Origin of the sequence: Caldicellulosiruptor changbaiensis (assembly GCF_003999255.1) — a bacterium.
GTDB classification, from domain to species: Bacteria; Bacillota; Thermoanaerobacteria; order Caldicellulosiruptorales; family Caldicellulosiruptoraceae; genus Caldicellulosiruptor; species Caldicellulosiruptor changbaiensis.
Map to the genome: position 1 here is coordinate 1,823,271 of NZ_CP034791.1, position 18,712 is coordinate 1,841,982.

Consider the following 18,712-nt stretch of genomic DNA (forward strand, 5'->3'; position numbering starts at 1 on the left):
GTCTTTTTTGCCCTAATTATCTAAAAAAATTTTTTAAAAAACCCCCTTGACATTATACCGTTTGTCTTTCTATTAAACTATCAATGTCTAAAATCAGAGCAATACCACCATTCCCCAAAAGTGTGCATCCTGAAATTCCTCTTACCTCACCAATGATTTGAGGAAGTGATTTTATAACAACTTGCTGCTGAGAAACCATTTGGTCAACCAATAGCACAGCCACCTTGCTCCCATTGCTCACCATAACTCCCAAATAAAATGGTCTTTCGTCTGCTAAGGCTTCTTTGTGGTAGAAGACTCTTCGCAAGTCAACAACATTATAACAAGCCCCTCTTTTGTATATAAATTGACTATGCCCTTCAGTAACTATATCTTTTTTTTCAACTTTAAATGTCTCTACAATAGTAGACAGAGGTAAAGCAAATATTTGTTCATTTACCTTTACAAGCATCCCATCAATAATTGCTAAAGTGAGTGGAATTCTAATAGTAAACTTGGTACCTATATCTTTTTGAGAGTCTACAAATATTCTGCCTCCTATCTTCTGAATATTGTTCTTAACAATGTCGAGGCCAATTCCTCTACCTGAATATTCAGTTGCCTCTTCTTTAGTAGAAAAGCCTGTTTGAAAGATCAAGTCATATACAAGCTGATCATCCACATCGCTTTTCTCAGAGATAAGTCCTCTTTCTAAAGCCTTTTTTATAATCTTTTCTTTATCAAGTCCTCTTCCATCATCTTCAATAGTTATTAAAACATCAGAGCCACTACTTTTAGCACTTATAAAGATATTGCCTTGTGGTGATTTACCTTTTTTTAGTCGTTCTTCTTTTTCCTCTATACCATGGTCAACTGCATTTCTGATTATGTGAATTAGTGGGTCTGTCAAATACTCAATTAAAACCTTGTCAAGCTCTGTTTCCTCACCACTTATCTGTACCTCAACCTGCTTATTTAGTTTTGCAGACATCTCAACTACAATTCTCTTTAGCTTTTGAAATGTATTAGAAAGAGGTACCATTCTCATAGACATAGCTATTTCCTGCAGGTCTCTTATAAGCTTTGACATTTGCAACGTTATACCTTTAAAACCCTCACTCTTTATCTCTTGTATATCAGGATGCTGTGTTAACATAGAAAATGTTACAACCATCTCACCAATTAGATCAACTAACCTATCTACTTTTTCGACATTGACATTGATAAGCCGCCCTGTTGACTGTACGTTCTTTATAGTAGACTCTTCCTTTTCATGATTCTTTTCAGAAATATTCTTTGCATCTTTTGTCTTTTCCTCTACCCTAATGTCTTTAATCCACACAAAATCATTAAAAAGACATAAAATGTCATCTTTACTAAGTGAGGTTTCAATTACTATTTTAAAACCTTCTTTTTTTATCATCTCAGCAGTTGAAGCATCAACCTCTATATTTGGTGGAAAATACTCTAAAACATTTACATATTCTTTTAGCTTCTGAACAATCAAAAATGCACGCAAATTCTCCATTTCCCAGCCATCTTCAAACCACATAACAATTGAGTACCTTTGGCCTTTCTCACTTTTTGCCTTTTGTTCAGTTTCTTGTAAAATACCTTCTAATTCTAATAAAACGTTTTCAATATCTTCATAAGAAGATAGTGGTAATGTATTTTCAATTGAGGCAACTTGCGAATTCATAAAATCAATAATTTTTAACATACTCAAAATAAATTTATCGATATTTAATGTTAAAATGCTTGAAGATTTTAGATTTACAAAGATGTCTTCTACCTTGTGGCAAACCTCTGAGATATCTTGATAACCCATCATGGCTGACGAGCCTTTTAAGGTATGCAATAGTCTTAACGCTTCTTCAACAGCAGATTTAAATTCTATATTTCCTTCTTTAAGTTCTACAAATACCTTTTCTAAACCATTTATAATTTCCCTTGCTTCAGAAATAAATATCTCAAACATAGGGTCTTTATTTAACTCATTCACACTGCCACCTTCTTTTTTACAGAGAGTTTAGCAGTTTTACAAGATGTTCTTCCTTGTAGGGTTTCACAATAAAGCCCTTTGCCCCGTTTAGAACCGCTTCTTTTACTTTTTCTTCCTGTCCAAGCGCTGTTATCATAACCACTTTTGCATTTCTGTCAATTTCCATAATCTTTTTTAAAACCTCTATCCCATTCATCTCCGGCATAGTAATATCAAGTGTGACAATGTCAGGCTTGAGCTCAGAAAACATTCTTAAACAGCTCTTCCCATCACAAGCCTCGCCAACAACTTCAAATCCATACTTCTCTAATGTATGTTTTAACGAATATCTAACAAATGCTGCGTCATCTACAATCAAAACCTTTTTCATGAACCTAACTACCTCCCCGCAGCAAAAAATTCCCTATTTTAATATTTACCCAGCTTATTTGTATAACAAACAAAAAAATCCTACACCGCTTTTAGTTTGCGATGTAGGAGCTACCTCTTTTTACATTATCTCAATTATATCTCTAATTATTTTTATAAACTTTTCTTCAACTGCCTTTGATACTTCAATTACCTCTTCATGAGAAAGCTTTTTGTCTAAGATCCCAGCAGCCATGTTTGTTATACACGAAATACCAAAAACCCTAATTCCCATCTGTCTTGCAGCAATGACCTCTGGAACAGTTGACATGCCAACTGCATCAGCACCCAGTATTTTGAGCATTCTTATCTCTGAGGGTGTTTCATATGAAGGACCTTTTAAAAATGCGTACACTCCTTCTTTGTAGTCAACTCCATTTTTTTTGTAAACATCCTTTGCCTTTTCAATTGTCTCTTTGTCATATGCATATGTCATATCAAAAAATCTTTCGCCAAAATACTGAGCATCTTCACCTATTGCAGGGTTTTCACCAGAAAGATTGATATGATCTTTTATTACCATTAAATCCCCAGGTGATAAAAATTGTGATATTCCACCTGCTGCATTTGTCACTATTAGATTCTTTACTCCAAGCAAGCCTGCAACTCTTACTCCAAACACAACCTCTTCAACCTTGTACCCCTCATAAAGATGAAATCTCCCTTGAAACGCTAAAACCTTTCTACCTTTGACATCTCCGAATATCAAGTTCCCTTTATGTCCCTTTACTGTCGAAACAGGAAAATGAGGAATTTCAGAATATTTTAATACAATCTTATCTTCAATTGTCTCTGCAAACTCCCCAAGGCCACTTCCCAAAATTATTGCAATCTCTGGAATTTGAGGAAGGTAACGTTGAATAAATTCAGTAGCCTCTTTGACCTTTTGGTAATACATAAAATCACCTCAATTTTTATAAAAATTCCAATTAAAATTATATCAAAATTTCTTTTAAAAAGCTCTCTCCGTTTCGCAAGGCTTTAACTTTCAAATACTCAGCAACTGTCTGACCAATATCAGAAAAACTCTCCCTTGTTCCAAGATTATAACCTTTTTTAATTTTCTCTCCATATATCAAGATTGGCACATGTTCACGTGAATGGTCTGTACTGGGCGTTGTTGGGTCACACCCATGGTCAGCTGTAATTATAAGAATATCGTCTTTTTCAAGCTTTTCAATAATCTCAGGAAGTCTTTCATCAAACTCAAGCAAGGCCTCAGCATACCCTATTGGGTCATTTCTATGTCCATAGAGCATGTCATAGTCAACAAGGTTAGTAAATATAAGCCCATCTTTTGCCTCATCCATTGCCTGGAGGGTTTTATTAACCCCATCCATATTCCCCTCTGTGTGAATGCTCATGCTCAGGCCTCTCTTTGCAAATATATCTTCAATCTTGCCAATACCTACAACTTCAAGTCCAGCTTCTTTTACATTATCGAGCAGTGTCTCATAAGGTGGCTCAACTGCAAAGTCTTTTCTGTTATAAGTTCTGACAAAACTATTTCTGTCTTTTCCAATAAAAGGTCTTGCAATAACCCTTGCAACAAGCCATTTACCAACCAACATTCTTCTTGCTATCTCGCATATTCTATAAAGCTCATCAAGAGGAATGACATCTTCATGAGCAGCAATCTGAAATACAGAATCTGCTGAAGTATACACAATAGGGTAGCCAGTTTTCATATGCTGCTCTCCAAGCTCTTTTATTATTTCAGTACCAGATGCCACTTTATTTCCCAGCACTTTTCTGCCAATTTGTCTTTCAAACTCTTCAATAAGTTCTTCTGGAAACCCCTCAGGAAAAGTTTTAAACGGTTCTTCCAACACAACCCCTGCTATTTCCCAATGTCCTGTAATTGTATCTTTACCTTTTGACTTTTCCTTGCTCTTGCCATAAACACCAATCGGATTTGGATTAGGTGGTGTGCCTTTTATGTCTGTGATATTTCCTATTCCAAGCTTATACATATTTTTGAGCTCTATGCCACCAACAGCATATGAAGTATTTGAAAGTGTGTTGCTCCCCTCATCGCCGTATAATTTTGCATCCCCTAACTCACCAACGCCTACACTGTCAAGTACAATTAGGACTACCTTCATGATAGAAAATCCCCTTCCCAGAAAAGTAAAAATTCAGTTTAATCTTCTGTAACAATTGCAATACCAGAACTTGTACCAATCCTGATTGCACCCGCTTCTATCATTTTAAGTGCATCTTCATAGGTTCTAATACCACCTGAAGCTTTTATCTTAACTTTATCACCAACCACTTTTCTCATCAAAAGTATATCCTCATACTTGGCACCACTTTTGGAAAAGCCTGTTGAAGTCTTTACAAAATCAGCTCCTGCAGCCATCACTATTTTACATGCTTCTATCTTCTGTTGGTCACTTAACTCAGATGTTTCAATAATCACTTTTACAATCTTATTTTTATACCCCCTTGCAATATCAACAATATTTTTTATCTCTTCGTATACATAGTCTACATTTCCTTCTAACAAAGCTCCAATATTTATAACCATGTCTATTTCATCTGCTCCATCTTCAAATGCTTCTCTTGCTTCAAATATCTTAGTTTTCATGGAAGTTGCACCAAGTGGAAAACCTATCACAGTTGCAACCTTAACCGGTGAGTCTTTTAAATACTCCTTGCAAACCTTTACATAGTATGGATTGACACAAACTGAGGCAAAAGAATATTTGAGCGCTTCATCACAAAGCTTTTTTATGTCTGCATGAGTAGCATTTGATTTTAAAAGCGTATGATCAATAAACTTTGCTATTTCTTTTTTTGTCATTTCTAACCACTCCTCATAAAATCTTACATTTCATATATACCATCTTTTGTTATTTTAGCAAATATGACCTTTCTCTTCTCTACATATTCTCGTGAGAACGTAAAGGCATCTTCCACATCTGATATGACCTCATTTAGTTTTCTTTCATCGTTTGCATAAATCCGCGCATAAGGCTTGCCTTTTTCAATCTTGCTACCTATCTTGCCAAACAGCTCAATTCCAACTGAGTAGTCTATGACGTCTTCTTTTTTCTGTCTACCGCTGCCAAGTTTTAAAGCAGCTATTCCAAGTTTTAACGCATCAATATCCTTTATATATAAGTCTTCTTCGCATTTCAGTTCATAAACATATTTTGCCTGGGGTAGCAGTGAATAATCATTAACAACTTCAGGATTTCCACCTTGGTTTTGAATTATCTCTTCAAATTTTTTGAGTGCCCAGCCTTTTTCAATGCTTTCAATAAGTCTTTCTTTTGCTCTTTCTCTATCTTTCTCAATACCCGATAAAATCATCATCTCTGTTGCAAATTCAATGCAAAGGTTTCTCAAATCCTCATGTCCTCTTCCTTTTAATACTTCTATTGCTTCAATAACCTCTAAGGAATTCCCTATCATCAGTCCAAGCGGCTGATTCATATCAGTCACATATGCCACTGTTCCCCTGCCAGCCAAATTGCCAATTTCAACCATAGTGTTGGCAAGTTCTTTCGCATCTTCATAGCTTTTCATAAAAGCACCTTTTCCAAATTTGACATCAAGAATTATTTTATCAGCCCCTGCTGCTATCTTTTTGCTCATAATAGATGATGCAATGAGTGGAATTGACTCAACCGTTGCTGTAACATCTCTCAGAGCGTAAATCTTTTTGTCAGCAGGAACAAGGTCCTTCGACTGTCCAACAATTGCCGCCCCAACTCTGTTGACAGCTTCAATAAATTCATCTTTAGAAAGTTCTGTCCTAAACCCAGGGATTGACTCTAACTTGTCAATTGTGCCACCTGTGTGAGAAAGTCCTCGTCCTGACATCTTGGCAACTTTCACACCAACCGAAGCTGCAAGCGGTATCAATACAAGAGTTGTTGTGTCGGCTATTCCACCACTTGAGTGTTTGTCAACCTTTATCCCCTCTATTTTACTCAGGTCTACCATCTCACCTGACTGAGCCATTAGCATTGTGAAAGTAGTCAGCTCTTCTTTTGACATTCCTCGAAAATAAACTGCCATCAAAAATGCTGCCATCTGATAATCAGGAATTTCATCATTAATATACCCATTTATTAGAAACTCTAATTCATCCTTATTAAGCTCAAACCCATCTCTCTTTTTGCGTATAATTTCAGTTATCAACATAAAAATCTCACCTTCTTATTCATCTTTAAAGATTTATTTTGTAAACAATTTTAAAAGCTGCTCTATAGCAAAAGCACCTAAGAAAATCCCAAAAATACCCGCAATTCCTGCCAGAGCATTTGGTGCAGGAATAGGTAGCTTGAGAATCTTAAATATTGCTCCAACTATAAAACCTGTGAGAAGCGAAAGAAGTATTGCCTTCAACCTTTGTCTACCCTCCTGAAAATCATTTTGTTTGACACTCTATAAATCAAAGCCATAAGGTAAAAGTTCTTTCGCGTTAGTTTCGATGATTTTAGTCATATCAGAGTTTGAAAGATATATTGTAGAATCTTTTGCAAGCTCAAGTATAACCTGCCTACACGCACCACATGGCGAAATAGGTTCATTTTGAGGACCGATTACAAAAATAGCCTTAATATCTTTGTGACCCTCCGAAATTGCTTTGAAAAGAGCAACTCTTTCAGCACAGATTGTCAGAGAATAGGAGGCATTTTCAATATTACAGCCTAAATACACTTTTCCACTTTGTGTTAAAACCGCTGCCCCAACTTTAAAGTTTGAATAGGGTGCATAGGCCCTACTTTGCTGTTCTTTCGCTAAATTCAAAATACTCTTTAACGTATCATCAATCTCGGTTAAGTATTTCATCTTTTTATACCCTCTTTCTTACAATGTAGAATCTAAACTTTTTGGGTGAAAAGAAATTTGAAGAATATAATATAGGAGTATCACTTTGGTCAAAATGTATTTGGTCAAGCAAAAGTACGACATCGTTTTTTTCAAGCTCCAACTTTTTATATACTCCATTCTTCTCAGCAAGCATTGGAATTATATCAGAGACTGCATATGCAATATATATTCCCAAATTATCATTTAAATAGTCAAAAAGTGACTCTCCTTTAAATTCAAATTTCTCACCAAAAAGCTTAGCAGGAAGTCTATCTATGCAGTATACAACTGGTATGTTGTCGGCAAGTCTTACACGTTCAATTTTTATAATCTCTTCATTTTGATTAATTTTCAACATATGTGCTTCTTTTGCATTCGGGTAAGTCCGTGTAATAATTACATCTTTTGTATGTGGTTGATACCCCTGCTTTTCCATAAGTTTTGTTATGCTTTGTAGTTCTTCCATACCTGTTTGCAAAATTGGTCTTGATGCAACAAAAGTGCCTATTCCATGTTTTCTAATAACATATCCTTCCTCTTCTAATATCCTCATTGCCTCTCTTAAAGTAGCCCGACTGACACCAAAAAATTTTGCAAGTTCTACCTCAGACGGAAGCTTATCTCCCTCTTTGAATTTTTCTTCGATAAGGTGCTTTAACTTTCGCAACACCAATTCATACCTGGGTGGATAAACAACGCTCTCTGCACTCTCCACAGTCCACCCACTCCTTTCTCTTATTTTTTAGGCCTGTAAGGAATACCGTCAGCAGCAGGTGCAACGCTCTTCCCACCTATTCCAATCAGTGCTAAGATTGTAACTACATAAGGTAACATCATGATAATGTTTTTTGAAATCGAAGACTCTTGCAATGTATAGCTCAGGGCTGTTGCAAAACCAAACAAAAGTGATGCCAAAAATGAGCCAACAGGTGTCCATTTACCAAATATCATCGCAGCAAGTGCTATATAACCTCTCCCTGAAGACATTTCAGGAGAAAAGCTATTTAATACTCCTATTGAAAGATATGCCCCACCAAGGGCTGAAAATGCTCCACCAAGAATTACACCAAGATACTTCATTTTTACAACATCTATACCAGCTGTTTCAGCAGCTTCTGGATTTTCACCAACAGCTCTTAGTCTCAGCCCAACAGTTGTCTTGAACAAAAACCACTGGCTAAGTATTATCAAAACAAACATTATATAAACCATCACATTTTGACCGCTCAAAATCTGACCAATTATAGGAATCTTATCAATAACAGGTATCTTAACATCAGGAAGTTTTGGTGTATCAAATGGTGTTCCTTCAGGACCATATATTGCATTGAAAAGATAAGCAGTGATACCTGATGCAAATATGTTAAAAGCCATACCAAGAACTATTTGGTTTGCGTACATCTTTGCAGCTGCCCATGCAAATACATATGCTACCAAAATACCTGAGATTACTCCTGCTAAAAGCCCAAGCCATGCATTGTGAAAGTATGCCGAAAACGCAACAGAAACAAATGCAGAAATTAGCATTATCCCTTCCATAGAAATATTGACAACACCAGCTCGTTCAGAAAAAGTTCCGCCAATTGCCGGAAGTGCAAGCGGGACTGCCATTGCAATGGTTGACGCCCACAAATATGGATTTGTGAAAATACTGAGTATATTCATTTTACTCTTGACCTCCTACCGGTTCCAACTTTGATTTTCTGGTTTTAATCTTTTCCATAATAACCCTGTAAAGTTCTTCAATTGCAATAAAGAAGATTATGAGCCCTACAACAACATCAGCAAGCTGGCCGGAAATATTTGTTTGCATCTGCATCTCCTGCGCGCCTGTTGAAAGTCCTGCCAAGAAAAGTGCTGCTATCACAACACCAATTGGATTGTTATTTGCAAGAAGTGCAACAACTATAGCAGTATAACCATATCCTGATGTAAAGCTATCATATAGTCTGTGCTGCACCCCCATTATCTGAACAGCTCCTGCAAGACCTGCAAATGCACCTGAAAGTCCCATAGCTAAAACAAGTTTTCTTGCAACATTTATACCTGCATATCTTGCAGCTTTCATATTAAAACCTACTGCTCTGAGTTCATAACCTATTGTGGTTTTGTACATGAGAATATAAACCACCACAACTGCTAAAATTGCAATAAAAAGTCCACTTGACAGCTGTGTATTTGGCACTAAAATACTTAGCTTTGCACTGTCTTGAATTAGCGGCGATTGAGGTATTGTCCCTTTGTCCATCATCGGCCCGCCTTCTAATAGATAGTGGCTAAAATAGATAGCTATGTAACTCATCATCATAGTTGTAATAACCTCATGAGCACCAGTGTAAACCTTTGCCAACCCCGGAACAAGTCCACCCCACAGTGCACCTGCTATCATAGCACAGACAATTATAAAAGGAATGTGCAGATACCATGGAAGACCTTTTATCTGGTACCCAAGATAAGTCGCAACAATTGCACCTATCCAAAACTGTCCTTCAGCACCAATATTAAAAAGCCCAGAGGAAAATGCTATCGCAACACCAAGGCCTGTTATTATCAGTGGTATTGCATTTGTCAATGTTGTTGCAAAGTTCATTAGATTCCCATATGCTCCGCTAAAAAGTGCTATGTACGCATAAATAGGATTTTGTTTTGCTGTGATTAATATCACAATCCCGCCTACAATCATTGATATAAAAATAGCAATAAGTGGCATTAAAATACTCTGTAAAGCTTTTTTTACCATCACCATTTTAAGCCTCCTTCTTTTTCTTGCCTGTCATCAAAAGTCCTATATCTTCTTTTGTTGCAGTTTTGCTATCTAATATATCCATAATTCTTCCAGAGTACATCACAGCAATCCTGTCAGACAGGTTCAAAATCTCGTCAAGCTCCAAAGAAACAAGTAGTATTGCTTTACCACTGTCTCTAAGCTCAATGAGCTTTCTGTGGATGTACTCAATCGCACCCACATCCATTCCTCTTGTTGGCTGAACAGCAATTAAAAGGTCTGGACTGCTTGAAAACTCTCTTGCCAAAATTACTTTTTGCTGATTGCCACCTGAAAGATTCTTTGCAAATAGTCTAAAATCTGGTGGACGCACATCAAATTCATGAATGAGTTTATCAGCCTCAAGAGTTATAACTTTGTAATTTAAAAATCCTCTATTTGAATATGGCTTTTTGTAGTATCTTTTAAGCACAATATTTTCTGCCACTGTAAAGTTCAAAACAAGTCCATCCTGTTGCCTGTCTGCTGGAATATAAGCAATTCCTTTTTCATAACGTTTGCGTGTGGGAAGGTTTTGAATCTCCTGTCCATTGAAAATTATCTTTCCTGTCGAGGGAATAAGTCCAACAATAGCTTCTACAAGCTCATTTTGACCGTTTCCATCAACACCTGCTATACCAAAAATCTCTCCGCTTCTTATTTCAAAACTTACATCTTTGACCTTTTCAACACCGTTTTTCAATTTAACTGTCAGATTTTCAATCTTTAAAACAGTCTCACCTAACCGCGGTTCACTCTTTTCAACCACAAGTTTAACCTCTCTTCCAACCATCAAATTTGCAAGTTCCTGTTCGTTGGTTTCTTTTGTATTCAAGGTCTTTATTGTCTTTCCTCTTCTCATAACAGTAACCCTATCCGAAATTTCCATAACCTCATCAAGCTTGTGGCTTATAAACAGTATGGATATTCCCTGAGCTTTGAGGTTATTTATAATTTTAAAAAGCTCTCTTGTCTCTTGAGGTGTGAGCATTGCCGTTGGCTCATCAAGTATCAAAAGCCTTGCATCTCTGTAAAAAGCCTTTAATATCTCTACTCTTTGCTGCATACCTACACTTAAATCTCCAACTTTTGCTTTTGGGTCAATTTCTAAATTGTATTTCTTTGAAATTTCAAGAATTTTCTTCTCAGCTTCCTGAACATTAAATCTAAAACCTTTTGGTTCAAATCCCAAAACAATATTTTCAGCTACCGTAAATACAGGTATCAACATAAAATGCTGATGAACCATTCCTATTCCTTTTTCAATCGCTTCATGAGGGCCTTTGACCTCAAGTTTTTTACCCTCAAAATATATCTCTCCAGAATCAGGTTCATAAAGTCCGTAGATTATATTCATTAAAGTAGACTTTCCTGCCCCATTTTCACCAAGAATGGCATGTACTTCGCCTTTTTTAACATTTAAATTCACATTATCATTTGCCAGAATATTACCAAATCTTTTTGAAATACCTCGTACTTCTAAAATATATTCCATTTTCACGCCCCACCTGTCTTTACAATCTTTTTATTATTTCAATAATAACAGTTTTGAGTTTTTCTATATTTGCAGAAAACACTCTCAAAACCTCTTCATGTGAAACAGGTTTTATATTCGGGTCATCTTCCAAGCCAGCATCATAATCTGTCACAAGAGTTATATTTAAATACTTTATTCCAAGCTCATTTGCTAAAGCTACCTCGGGATACTGAGTCATTCCAATAACGTCAAACCCCATCTTGGAGTACCATCTGCTCTCAGCTAAAGTAGAAAATCGCGGTCCCTGAATAACCACACACGTACCTTTTTTATGAAATCTGTATCCAAGTTCTTCTAAAACATTGATTGCAATTTCTCTCATCTGTTCATCATAAGGCTGTGCCATTGAGGTGTGCTTTACATCTCCAATATCCGAAAATGTATCCTCCCGTCCCCATGTTCTGTCAACAAACTGGTCAACAATTACAAAATCACCCGGCATAATCTCTTTTTTTAAGCTTCCACACGCTGTTGTTGAAATAATCTTATCAACACCAAGTTCTTTTAATGCATATATATTTGCCTTATATGGCACTTTATGAGGAGGGTAAATATGGGTTTTACCATGCCTCGGAATAAACGCAACTTCTTTCCCTTCTACTTTTGAAATTGCTATTTTATCACTTGGTTTGCCATACGGGGTTTCAATCTCTATCTCTTTAACATTTTCCAAAAAAGAGTAAAATCCAGAACCACCTATTATCCCTATCATAACAGATTAGATCTCCTTTCCATTTATATCAATAAACACATATATTGTCAAAAGGCCTGCTGCGGTATAAGCTTTTTCCAGCAGGCCTTTAAAACTTATATGGTCATTACTTTACTTCCGTTGGTATCTTTATCTTACCAGCTTTTATATCAGCAATTACCTTGTTTATTTTGTCGCTCACACTCTTTGGAACACCTTTCATAAATGGTGCAAGCCCAACACCATTGTTTTTCAACTCGAAGTAAAGGATACCACTTTTGAATTTTCCATTTAATGTATCCTTTATAACGCTATATGTTGCAACGTCAACTCTCTTCATTGCAGAGGTAACAACAGTGTTTGGCGCCACATAGCTCTGGTCTGAGTCTACACCAATTGCATAAACTCCCTTTTCTTTTGCAGCCTGGATAACACCAAGACCTGTCTGCCCAGCTACCTGGAATACAAAATCTGCACCCTGTGCTATTATAGAAAGCGCTACTTGCTTACCTGATGCTGGGTCATCAAACTTACCAGTATATTTGATTATAACTTTTGCTTTTGGAATCTCTCTCAAAACACCAGCTTTAAAACCTGCGATGTATCTGTCAACAGGTGGAATCTTCATACCACCTACAACTCCAAATACATTCTTTCCAGTTGTTTTGCCAAACTTGCCTTTCTCCAGCAATGCTGCTGCAACACCTGCTAAGTAGCCTGCTTGTTCTTCTCTGAACATAGCTGAGGCAACATTAGGAAGATTAGAAATCTCAGAGTCGATAATTAAAAATTTTGTCTTTGGAAACTGCTTTGCAACTGTCACAACTGAATCGTGCATTAGAAAACCAACTGTAATAATTAAATCATAATTAGCTTTTGCAAGTTTTTGTAAGTTCGGAATATAGTCTGTCATCTGCTTTGATTGAATGAGAGTTGTCTTGATTTTGAGTTCTTTCTCTGCCTTCTTTAAACCCTCATATGCCGACTGGTTGAAACTTCTGTCATTGACACCACCAACGTCTGTAACAAGCCCTACCTTAAAAACTTTTTGGGATGTAGACCCATTTGCCATGTTCCAAGATACATTTAAGCTTAACAAAAGTGCAGCAATCACAACAAGACTTAACACTGCATATAGCCTTTTCTTCATATTCTTCATAAAAAGCAAACCTCCTTTTTATTTTTTAGATGTCAGACATCTAACATCTGACATCTGACATTACTATTTTATAATCTTTGTTCAAAAAAGTCAATATGAAAATTTGTAAATTTGTGAACTATAATATAAAAGGCTGCTTTATTGGGTCGCAGCCCCTTGCTACAATTATTGTTTTACATATACAATTCCTTTACCTTCTCGTGAGCCATGTACTCTAAAGTGTCATCTAACTTCTCGAATTCCAAAGCATCAAAAGCATACTTTCTTTCAAGAGCTTTTTTGAGTATATAATCTGCAATATGTGGATTTTTAGGAAGAAGAGGACCGTGCAAATAAGTACCTATAACGTTTTTATAAATTAGCCCCTCAAACCTGTCCTTTCCGTTATTGCCAAAACCTTTTAGGACCTTGCCAAAAGGTTGATAACCATGATATGTCCTACCACCGTGATTTTCGTAACCTACTACTGTTTTTGGAAAAACATCTAATGTTGTTTCAATGACTATATTCCCAATTAGCCTTTTGTTTTCAGACTTAGTATAAAAGCCCAATACTCCAAGTCCTTTTATTACATTTTGGTTTGCATCAATATAAGCCTCCCCTAAGAGCTGATACCCTCCACAAATTGCAAGCAGGCAAACTCCATCTTCAATCAGACTTTTAAGCAAATCTTTTAAGTTTAGCAAATGACTATACATAATTCCTTGCTCCCTGTCAGATGCCCCTCCAAGTAGGATTATATCTGCACTTTTTAAAATATCCTCGTTAGAATTGAAGTTATATTCAACAATATTTGCCTTCATACCTCTCCATTCACATCTTTTTTGCAGCGTAATGATATTACCTCTATCACCATATAAATTTAAAGCTTCTGGAAACATATTCACAATGTTTAGCTCCAATCCAATCACCTCATGTTTTTTTCAAACTCTCTACTATTTTCTTTGTCTTAAACAAAGCTGTATATGTGGGAAGAATGTAAATCTTGTGAGCTTCTTCTAATGAAATTACTTTTTTCAAATCTTTTTCAAAATCAATAAACTCAAAATCTTTTAGTTCAAAACTACTGTACTTAACTCTCAGCGCCATATCCTCTTTTCTTTTACCACCAAAAAATAAAGCCCTAATATTTTTAACTTCACTTAATATGTCAAAATCGGCATCCCAAATCCATGAGACATCTTTTCCATCAGCAGCGTTGTCATTGAGAATAAAAACAATTGCTTTAGGGCAAGGGTCATCTGCTATTACTTTCAGTGTCTCACTCATACCAATTGGATTTTTGACAAGAGATATGACTACTTGTTTGCCATATACTTCAACTTCCTCCATGCGGCCAAGTTTGTTTGTAAAAGTCTCAACCCGGTCTTTTATTTTATTCGTTTCTATCCCAAGTAACATAGCAACAGACATCGCTGCACAGACATTGTAAAGGTTATAAATGCCCCCTACTTTCCATCTAATATCTTGAATTTTTGTGCCATTTTCTCTATCCATAAAGTCAAATACAAAACTGCCATCTTCAGACTTTATATTCGTAATCAAAAACCTGCTTTCAGGATTTTTATATCCGCACTGAGAACAAATGTATTTTCCAAGATGTCCAACATTATAAAACGTATACTCAAGCTGGCTATTACAAACTGGGCAAAACCATGAATCAAGTGTAACATTTGCTAACCTGCTGAGCGCATTTTCATCAACACTATAAAATACCTTTTTTTCTCCGCTGTAACTTGCTAAATTTGGATCATCTGCATTGATAACTGCCAAAGCTCCATTTATATGGCTCAATATTAGATCTTTTACTCTGTCAAGTTCACCATACCTGTCAAGCTGGTCTCTAAAAACATTTGTTGTCACAAATATATCCGCTTTTAAATCCTTTGTAACAACAGGTAGTGATCCCTCATCAACCTCAAAACAGGCTATCTCATAGCTTTTTTTGAGGTTATTTATAAACGCACTTATTATCCCATTTACCATGTTAGAACCTTTTAGATTTGAAAGAATGGTTTTGTCAGGACTTATTATCCAGTTTATAAGGTTGTTAGTTGTTGTTTTACCATTTGTACCAGATACAAGTATTTTAAATCTGCACCTTCTGTCAATCTCCTTTAAAATATCTGGGCAGATTTTATAGGCAATCTTGCCAGGTGCACTTGTCGCATCTTTTCTTAAAAGCTTGAGCAATAGTTTTGCTGTTATTCCTGCAAAAGTGGCTAAATAAAATCTTAAGTTTTTCAATATTTTTCATCCCCTTGTCTACAAATACTTCATAAAGATAAAAAGCAAGGCTTTGCCTTGCTAATTTCCCATATCTTAAGCACGTGGATGTGCTTTTTGATAAACCTCTTTTAGCTTGACATTCGCAACCTGAAGATATCTTTGAGTAGTTGAAATATCAGCATGCCCAAGCATCTGCTGGACAGCTCTCACATCTGCTCCATTTTCAATTAGATGTGTTGCAAAAGAATGCCTTAATATGTGCGGAGTTATTTCCTTATTTATACCTGCCACATTAGCGTAGAATTTTACAATTTTCCAAAATCCTTGCCTTGTCATCCTTGCCCCATTGAAGTTCAAAAAAAGAGCCTCCTGTTCTTTATTTCTTGCAAGGTATGGTCTTGAGTAGTTCAAGTATTTCTCTACTGCCTCAATTGCATACGAACCAATTGGAATTATCCTATCTCTTTTTTTATTTCTGCATATAATATAGCCATGTTCAAGGTTGATGTCAGAAAGATTAAGACCAATTAGTTCACTTACTCTTATACCTGTTGCGTACAAAAGCTCAAGCATTGCCTTGTCCCTTATACCTTTTATATCATCTTCTCGTGGACAGCTCAAAAGTTTCTCTACCTCATCTTTTGTCAAGATTTGGGGAGGTGTTCTTTCAAGTTTAGGCGGGTCAATCTCTATTTTCCCTATGTCTACAATGTTCCGGTCCTTTAAAAATTCATAGAATACCTTTAGCGAAACAATTGCTCTTGCTATTGTGCTGTTTGACTTTCCGCTTTTTTGCATATTGATAATATATGTGATTATAGTAGCCTGTGACGTATCTTCAATCTTCATCCCGATGTTATCCAAAAACTCTATGTATTTCTTTATATCTCTCAAATAAGACATAACTGTATTTTGTGAAAATCTCTGTTTTTGGCATAGATGTTCATAAAAAGCCTCTACTATCTTCATCTATTTTCAAATCCCCTCTATATATAAATTCCATTTATAGATCTTAAATCAAATTGCATGCAAACCTCGAAACAAAAGCATCTATCACAACTATGCCACATATTAATAATACCACTATTAGACCTACCACAATATTAAATCTTTTTTCAAATTTGAACAATCTATCCCTAATTAAATAGTTGGTAAATGAGTACAGAATAAGTATAATCAAAAATATTAAAACAATCAATTCTTTTAGTAATATGTAAGTGAAAAAGAAACCTATAGCATGAAACTTGTAGATGGTGAAAAAAGCGCCTATTGTTAGCCCAAACACAAATCCTTTTAAAATAATCATGCCTATATTTAAAATTTGCAAGTATTTATTTAAATTTGATAGTCCCCATATTGTAAGATACAATAAAATAGCAGATATCGAAAAAAAGATTACTTTATTCCAGTACAAATTATCTGGAGTTTTCGCACTGTTTATTGAAAGTACTATAAAATTTTTGAGTTCGTCTCTTCGAGCTTGGCTGAGCAAAAAATAGAAGTTTATACCGGTAATTACGCCTCCTAAGTAAAGTGTTAAAATAGCAAAAAATAGTAATTTTACTTTTTTTCTCATTTTCTTATTTTTGCTTGCGTTTATTTATAGTAAAATAATATGTCAATTACAAGTCAGTTATTACCTACTAATGAGAAAACATATCCTTTAGATTTAAAATAAAAATAGTTTACACTTTTGTAGAAACCATTTATAATCTTTTTGTCAATCCTTAGTGTTATTTTACCATTATATAACTTCAAAATAGTCTCATCATACTTAAAGAGAACCTTAACCATATATTTGTCTTCTGGTAAAAAAAACTGTTTGCGAAACTCAACTGTCAAAAAAAGAATGAGAAAAATCACTAAAAGCAGCAATATACCTGCTCTTGCTGTTCTGACAAAGTACTTATGCTGAAGGTATCTTTTGTATCTACTTTTTCTCAAAAGTTTCACCTTCCCATAATAGTGTCATCAAGAGCTTTCGCAACAATCTGGCAACTTTTTAAAGCTTCATTAAGCAGATTGCCGTTACTACCAATTTCAATTATTAATGCATATGGTGATATATGCTGGTTATACCTTGCTGCCGAAATATTTATTGGTCTTGTAATCTGCGGGCAAACTTTCATGAGATTCTTTTGAAGATGAACTGCAAAAGTAAGATTCTCTCGCCAAAAAGGATGGTAAAGTCCGAGCTTGTCTGTACCCACAACAAGCATAACCTTTGCTAACTCCTGCCCAAATGCAACTGTTGAGACTTTTATTTTTTTTGAGCCATCTCCTATTGCGTCCCTGTGCAAATCTATGAAAATCTTTATATCAGGATGTTCTTTTTTATATCTTTCAATTATTTTCAATGACCTTGCATAAGAGCCTTTATATTCAGGATAGTCATTTATGTCCTTGCTGTGATAAACCTTGTAACCATAGTCTTTTTCAAGAATCCTTTTGAGCTCTTCCCCCACTCTAACCACATTGTAGTTAAAATCTAAGGTTCTATCAGTTGTTCCCCGGGTGTAAATAAGATTTTTTGAGGGGTTCTCATAGCTTTCAGTTGTATGTGTGTGATAAATAAGAATTGAGGGTTTTATTCCACCATAAATCTTAAATTTTGTGTTAAGAAACTTAGTTATATCTATTCTATATTCTGTTTGATTCATAACCTCAATGTTGTAGGAAATAGAGCCATTTGGCCGAATATTCTTTAGATATTTTTGAAACTCTATATTATCATCAGCTTGATTTTCTTCAGATGCTTTAGAATTATCTTGCCTTTCTTGGTCATAATTTATTACAATAGCATCGTCTTCATAAAAACTTTGTTCTTCAAATGTTTGAGTTCTATTGAAAGAAGCAAAAAGTGGATGAGAAAACCTCATCAAATTTTCTATTTTGATTAAATTACTAATATCCGTTTTGCTTGCCAAAAAAGGTGTGTTAAAAATAATTAGTTGCTTAGAATATTTGAAGCAAAGATCTAATAACTCTCTATTTGAAAAAACAAACTTATTTACTAAAAGTTCTATAACCAATAATATGGCAATAAAAACAACATACCAAAATCTTTTCAAATCAATAACCTTCACCATCAATACAAATCTCCTCAAAAGTCTGAC

Annotated in this window: 20 protein-coding genes; all 20 read right to left on the reverse strand. The window is 35.4% G+C overall.

The window, feature by feature from the left end; genetic code table 11:
* Positions 1-52: 52 nt before the first annotated feature.
* On the reverse strand, positions 53-1,981 hold the full coding sequence (locus ELD05_RS09050; RefSeq protein ID WP_127352163.1) for a chemotaxis protein CheA: 1,929 nt from the start codon (positions 1,979-1,981) through the stop codon (positions 53-55).
* Between the two features lie 16 nt (positions 1,982-1,997).
* Positions 1,998-2,351 (reverse strand): response regulator, encoded by a 354-nt coding sequence (locus ELD05_RS09055; protein ID WP_127352164.1) that lies wholly within the window; start codon positions 2,349-2,351, stop codon positions 1,998-2,000.
* A gap of 120 nt (positions 2,352-2,471) precedes the next feature.
* Complete coding sequence (locus ELD05_RS09060) at positions 2,472-3,287, reverse strand: purine-nucleoside phosphorylase (RefSeq protein ID WP_127352165.1); 816 nt, start codon at positions 3,285-3,287, stop codon at positions 2,472-2,474.
* Between the two features lie 37 nt (positions 3,288-3,324).
* On the reverse strand, positions 3,325-4,494 hold the full coding sequence (locus ELD05_RS09065; RefSeq protein ID WP_127352166.1) for a phosphopentomutase: 1,170 nt from the start codon (positions 4,492-4,494) through the stop codon (positions 3,325-3,327).
* A 38-nt stretch (positions 4,495-4,532) separates the two neighbouring features.
* A complete protein-coding gene (gene deoC, locus ELD05_RS09070) occupies positions 4,533-5,195 on the reverse strand; it encodes a deoxyribose-phosphate aldolase (RefSeq protein WP_127352167.1) in 663 nt (220 codons plus the stop codon).
* A 23-nt stretch (positions 5,196-5,218) separates the two neighbouring features.
* On the reverse strand, positions 5,219-6,544 hold the full coding sequence (locus ELD05_RS09075; RefSeq protein WP_127352168.1) for a pyrimidine-nucleoside phosphorylase: 1,326 nt from the start codon (positions 6,542-6,544) through the stop codon (positions 5,219-5,221).
* Between the two features lie 33 nt (positions 6,545-6,577).
* Entirely contained in the window at positions 6,578-6,748 is a 171-nt protein-coding gene (locus tag ELD05_RS09080) for a XapX domain-containing protein (protein ID WP_011917823.1), read from the reverse strand.
* 39 nt (positions 6,749-6,787) lie between these two features.
* Complete coding sequence (gene cdd, locus ELD05_RS09085; RefSeq protein ID WP_127352169.1) at positions 6,788-7,195, reverse strand: cytidine deaminase; 408 nt, start codon at positions 7,193-7,195, stop codon at positions 6,788-6,790.
* A gap of 4 nt (positions 7,196-7,199) precedes the next feature.
* Entirely contained in the window at positions 7,200-7,931 is a 732-nt protein-coding gene (locus ELD05_RS09090; protein ID WP_127352170.1) for a GntR family transcriptional regulator, read from the reverse strand.
* Positions 7,932-7,951: 20 nt separating this feature from the next.
* The gene (locus ELD05_RS09095) at positions 7,952-8,881 is read right to left on the reverse strand and encodes an ABC transporter permease (RefSeq protein ID WP_127352171.1); all 930 of its coding nucleotides are present in this window, start codon (positions 8,879-8,881) and stop codon (positions 7,952-7,954) included.
* Position 8,882: 1 nt separating this feature from the next.
* Entirely contained in the window at positions 8,883-9,956 is a 1,074-nt protein-coding gene (locus tag ELD05_RS09100) for an ABC transporter permease (protein ID WP_127352956.1), read from the reverse strand.
* A gap of 7 nt (positions 9,957-9,963) precedes the next feature.
* Entirely contained in the window at positions 9,964-11,475 is a 1,512-nt protein-coding gene (locus ELD05_RS09105; protein WP_127352172.1) for an ABC transporter ATP-binding protein, read from the reverse strand.
* Positions 11,476-11,494: 19 nt separating this feature from the next.
* A complete protein-coding gene (gene mtnP, locus ELD05_RS09110) occupies positions 11,495-12,229 on the reverse strand; it encodes an S-methyl-5'-thioadenosine phosphorylase (RefSeq protein WP_127352173.1) in 735 nt (244 codons plus the stop codon).
* A gap of 106 nt (positions 12,230-12,335) precedes the next feature.
* A complete protein-coding gene (locus tag ELD05_RS09115) occupies positions 12,336-13,358 on the reverse strand; it encodes a BMP family lipoprotein (protein WP_127352957.1) in 1,023 nt (340 codons plus the stop codon).
* A gap of 182 nt (positions 13,359-13,540) precedes the next feature.
* A complete protein-coding gene (locus ELD05_RS09120; RefSeq protein WP_127352958.1) occupies positions 13,541-14,254 on the reverse strand; it encodes a type 1 glutamine amidotransferase in 714 nt (237 codons plus the stop codon).
* A gap of 25 nt (positions 14,255-14,279) precedes the next feature.
* Positions 14,280-15,614, reverse strand: coding sequence for a MurT ligase domain-containing protein (locus tag ELD05_RS09125; protein WP_127352174.1), 1,335 nt, complete (start codon positions 15,612-15,614; stop codon positions 14,280-14,282).
* Between the two features lie 75 nt (positions 15,615-15,689).
* Positions 15,690-16,565, reverse strand: a complete 876-nt coding sequence (gene xerD / locus ELD05_RS09130; protein ID WP_127352175.1) for a site-specific tyrosine recombinase XerD — start codon at positions 16,563-16,565, stop codon at positions 15,690-15,692.
* A 43-nt stretch (positions 16,566-16,608) separates the two neighbouring features.
* Entirely contained in the window at positions 16,609-17,172 is a 564-nt protein-coding gene (locus ELD05_RS09135; protein WP_127352176.1) for a hypothetical protein, read from the reverse strand.
* 53 nt (positions 17,173-17,225) lie between these two features.
* Positions 17,226-17,549: a hypothetical protein gene (locus ELD05_RS09140; RefSeq protein ID WP_127352177.1), complete on the reverse strand. Its 324-nt coding sequence runs from the start codon at positions 17,547-17,549 to the stop codon at positions 17,226-17,228.
* Positions 17,546-18,685 (reverse strand): stage II sporulation protein P, encoded by a 1,140-nt coding sequence (gene spoIIP / locus ELD05_RS09145; RefSeq protein ID WP_127352178.1) that lies wholly within the window; start codon positions 18,683-18,685, stop codon positions 17,546-17,548. The genes ELD05_RS09140 and spoIIP overlap by 4 nt, the downstream gene beginning before the upstream one ends.
* Positions 18,686-18,712: the final 27 nt, after the last annotated feature.

What these genes read in the sequence shown, in the direction of transcription:
- ELD05_RS09055 (WP_127352164.1), bottom strand. Translation starts at nt 2,351, where the DNA reads ATGAAAAAGGTTTTGATTGTAGATGACGCAGCATTTGTTAGATATTCG.
- ELD05_RS09060 (WP_127352165.1), bottom strand. Translation starts at nt 3,287, where the DNA reads ATGTATTACCAAAAGGTCAAAGAGGCTACTGAATTTATTCAACGTTAC.
- ELD05_RS09065 (WP_127352166.1), bottom strand. Translation starts at nt 4,494, where the DNA reads ATGAAGGTAGTCCTAATTGTACTTGACAGTGTAGGCGTTGGTGAGTTA.
- deoC (WP_127352167.1), bottom strand. Translation starts at nt 5,195, where the DNA reads ATGACAAAAAAAGAAATAGCAAAGTTTATTGATCATACGCTTTTAAAA.
- ELD05_RS09075 (WP_127352168.1), bottom strand. Translation starts at nt 6,544, where the DNA reads ATGTTGATAACTGAAATTATACGCAAAAAGAGAGATGGGTTTGAGCTT.
- cdd (WP_127352169.1), bottom strand. Translation starts at nt 7,195, where the DNA reads ATGAAATACTTAACCGAGATTGATGATACGTTAAAGAGTATTTTGAAT.
- ELD05_RS09095 (WP_127352171.1), bottom strand. Translation starts at nt 8,881, where the DNA reads ATGAATATACTCAGTATTTTCACAAATCCATATTTGTGGGCGTCAACC.
- ELD05_RS09100 (WP_127352956.1), bottom strand. Translation starts at nt 9,956, where the DNA reads ATGGTAAAAAAAGCTTTACAGAGTATTTTAATGCCACTTATTGCTATT.
- ELD05_RS09105 (WP_127352172.1), bottom strand. Translation starts at nt 11,475, where the DNA reads ATGGAATATATTTTAGAAGTACGAGGTATTTCAAAAAGATTTGGTAAT.
- mtnP (WP_127352173.1), bottom strand. Translation starts at nt 12,229, where the DNA reads ATGATAGGGATAATAGGTGGTTCTGGATTTTACTCTTTTTTGGAAAAT.
- ELD05_RS09115 (WP_127352957.1), bottom strand. Translation starts at nt 13,358, where the DNA reads ATGAAGAAAAGGCTATATGCAGTGTTAAGTCTTGTTGTGATTGCTGCA.
- xerD (WP_127352175.1), bottom strand. Translation starts at nt 16,565, where the DNA reads ATGAAGATAGTAGAGGCTTTTTATGAACATCTATGCCAAAAACAGAGA.
- ELD05_RS09135 (WP_127352176.1), bottom strand. Translation starts at nt 17,172, where the DNA reads ATGAGAAAAAAAGTAAAATTACTATTTTTTGCTATTTTAACACTTTAC.
- spoIIP (WP_127352178.1), bottom strand. Translation starts at nt 18,685, where the DNA reads ATGGTGAAGGTTATTGATTTGAAAAGATTTTGGTATGTTGTTTTTATT.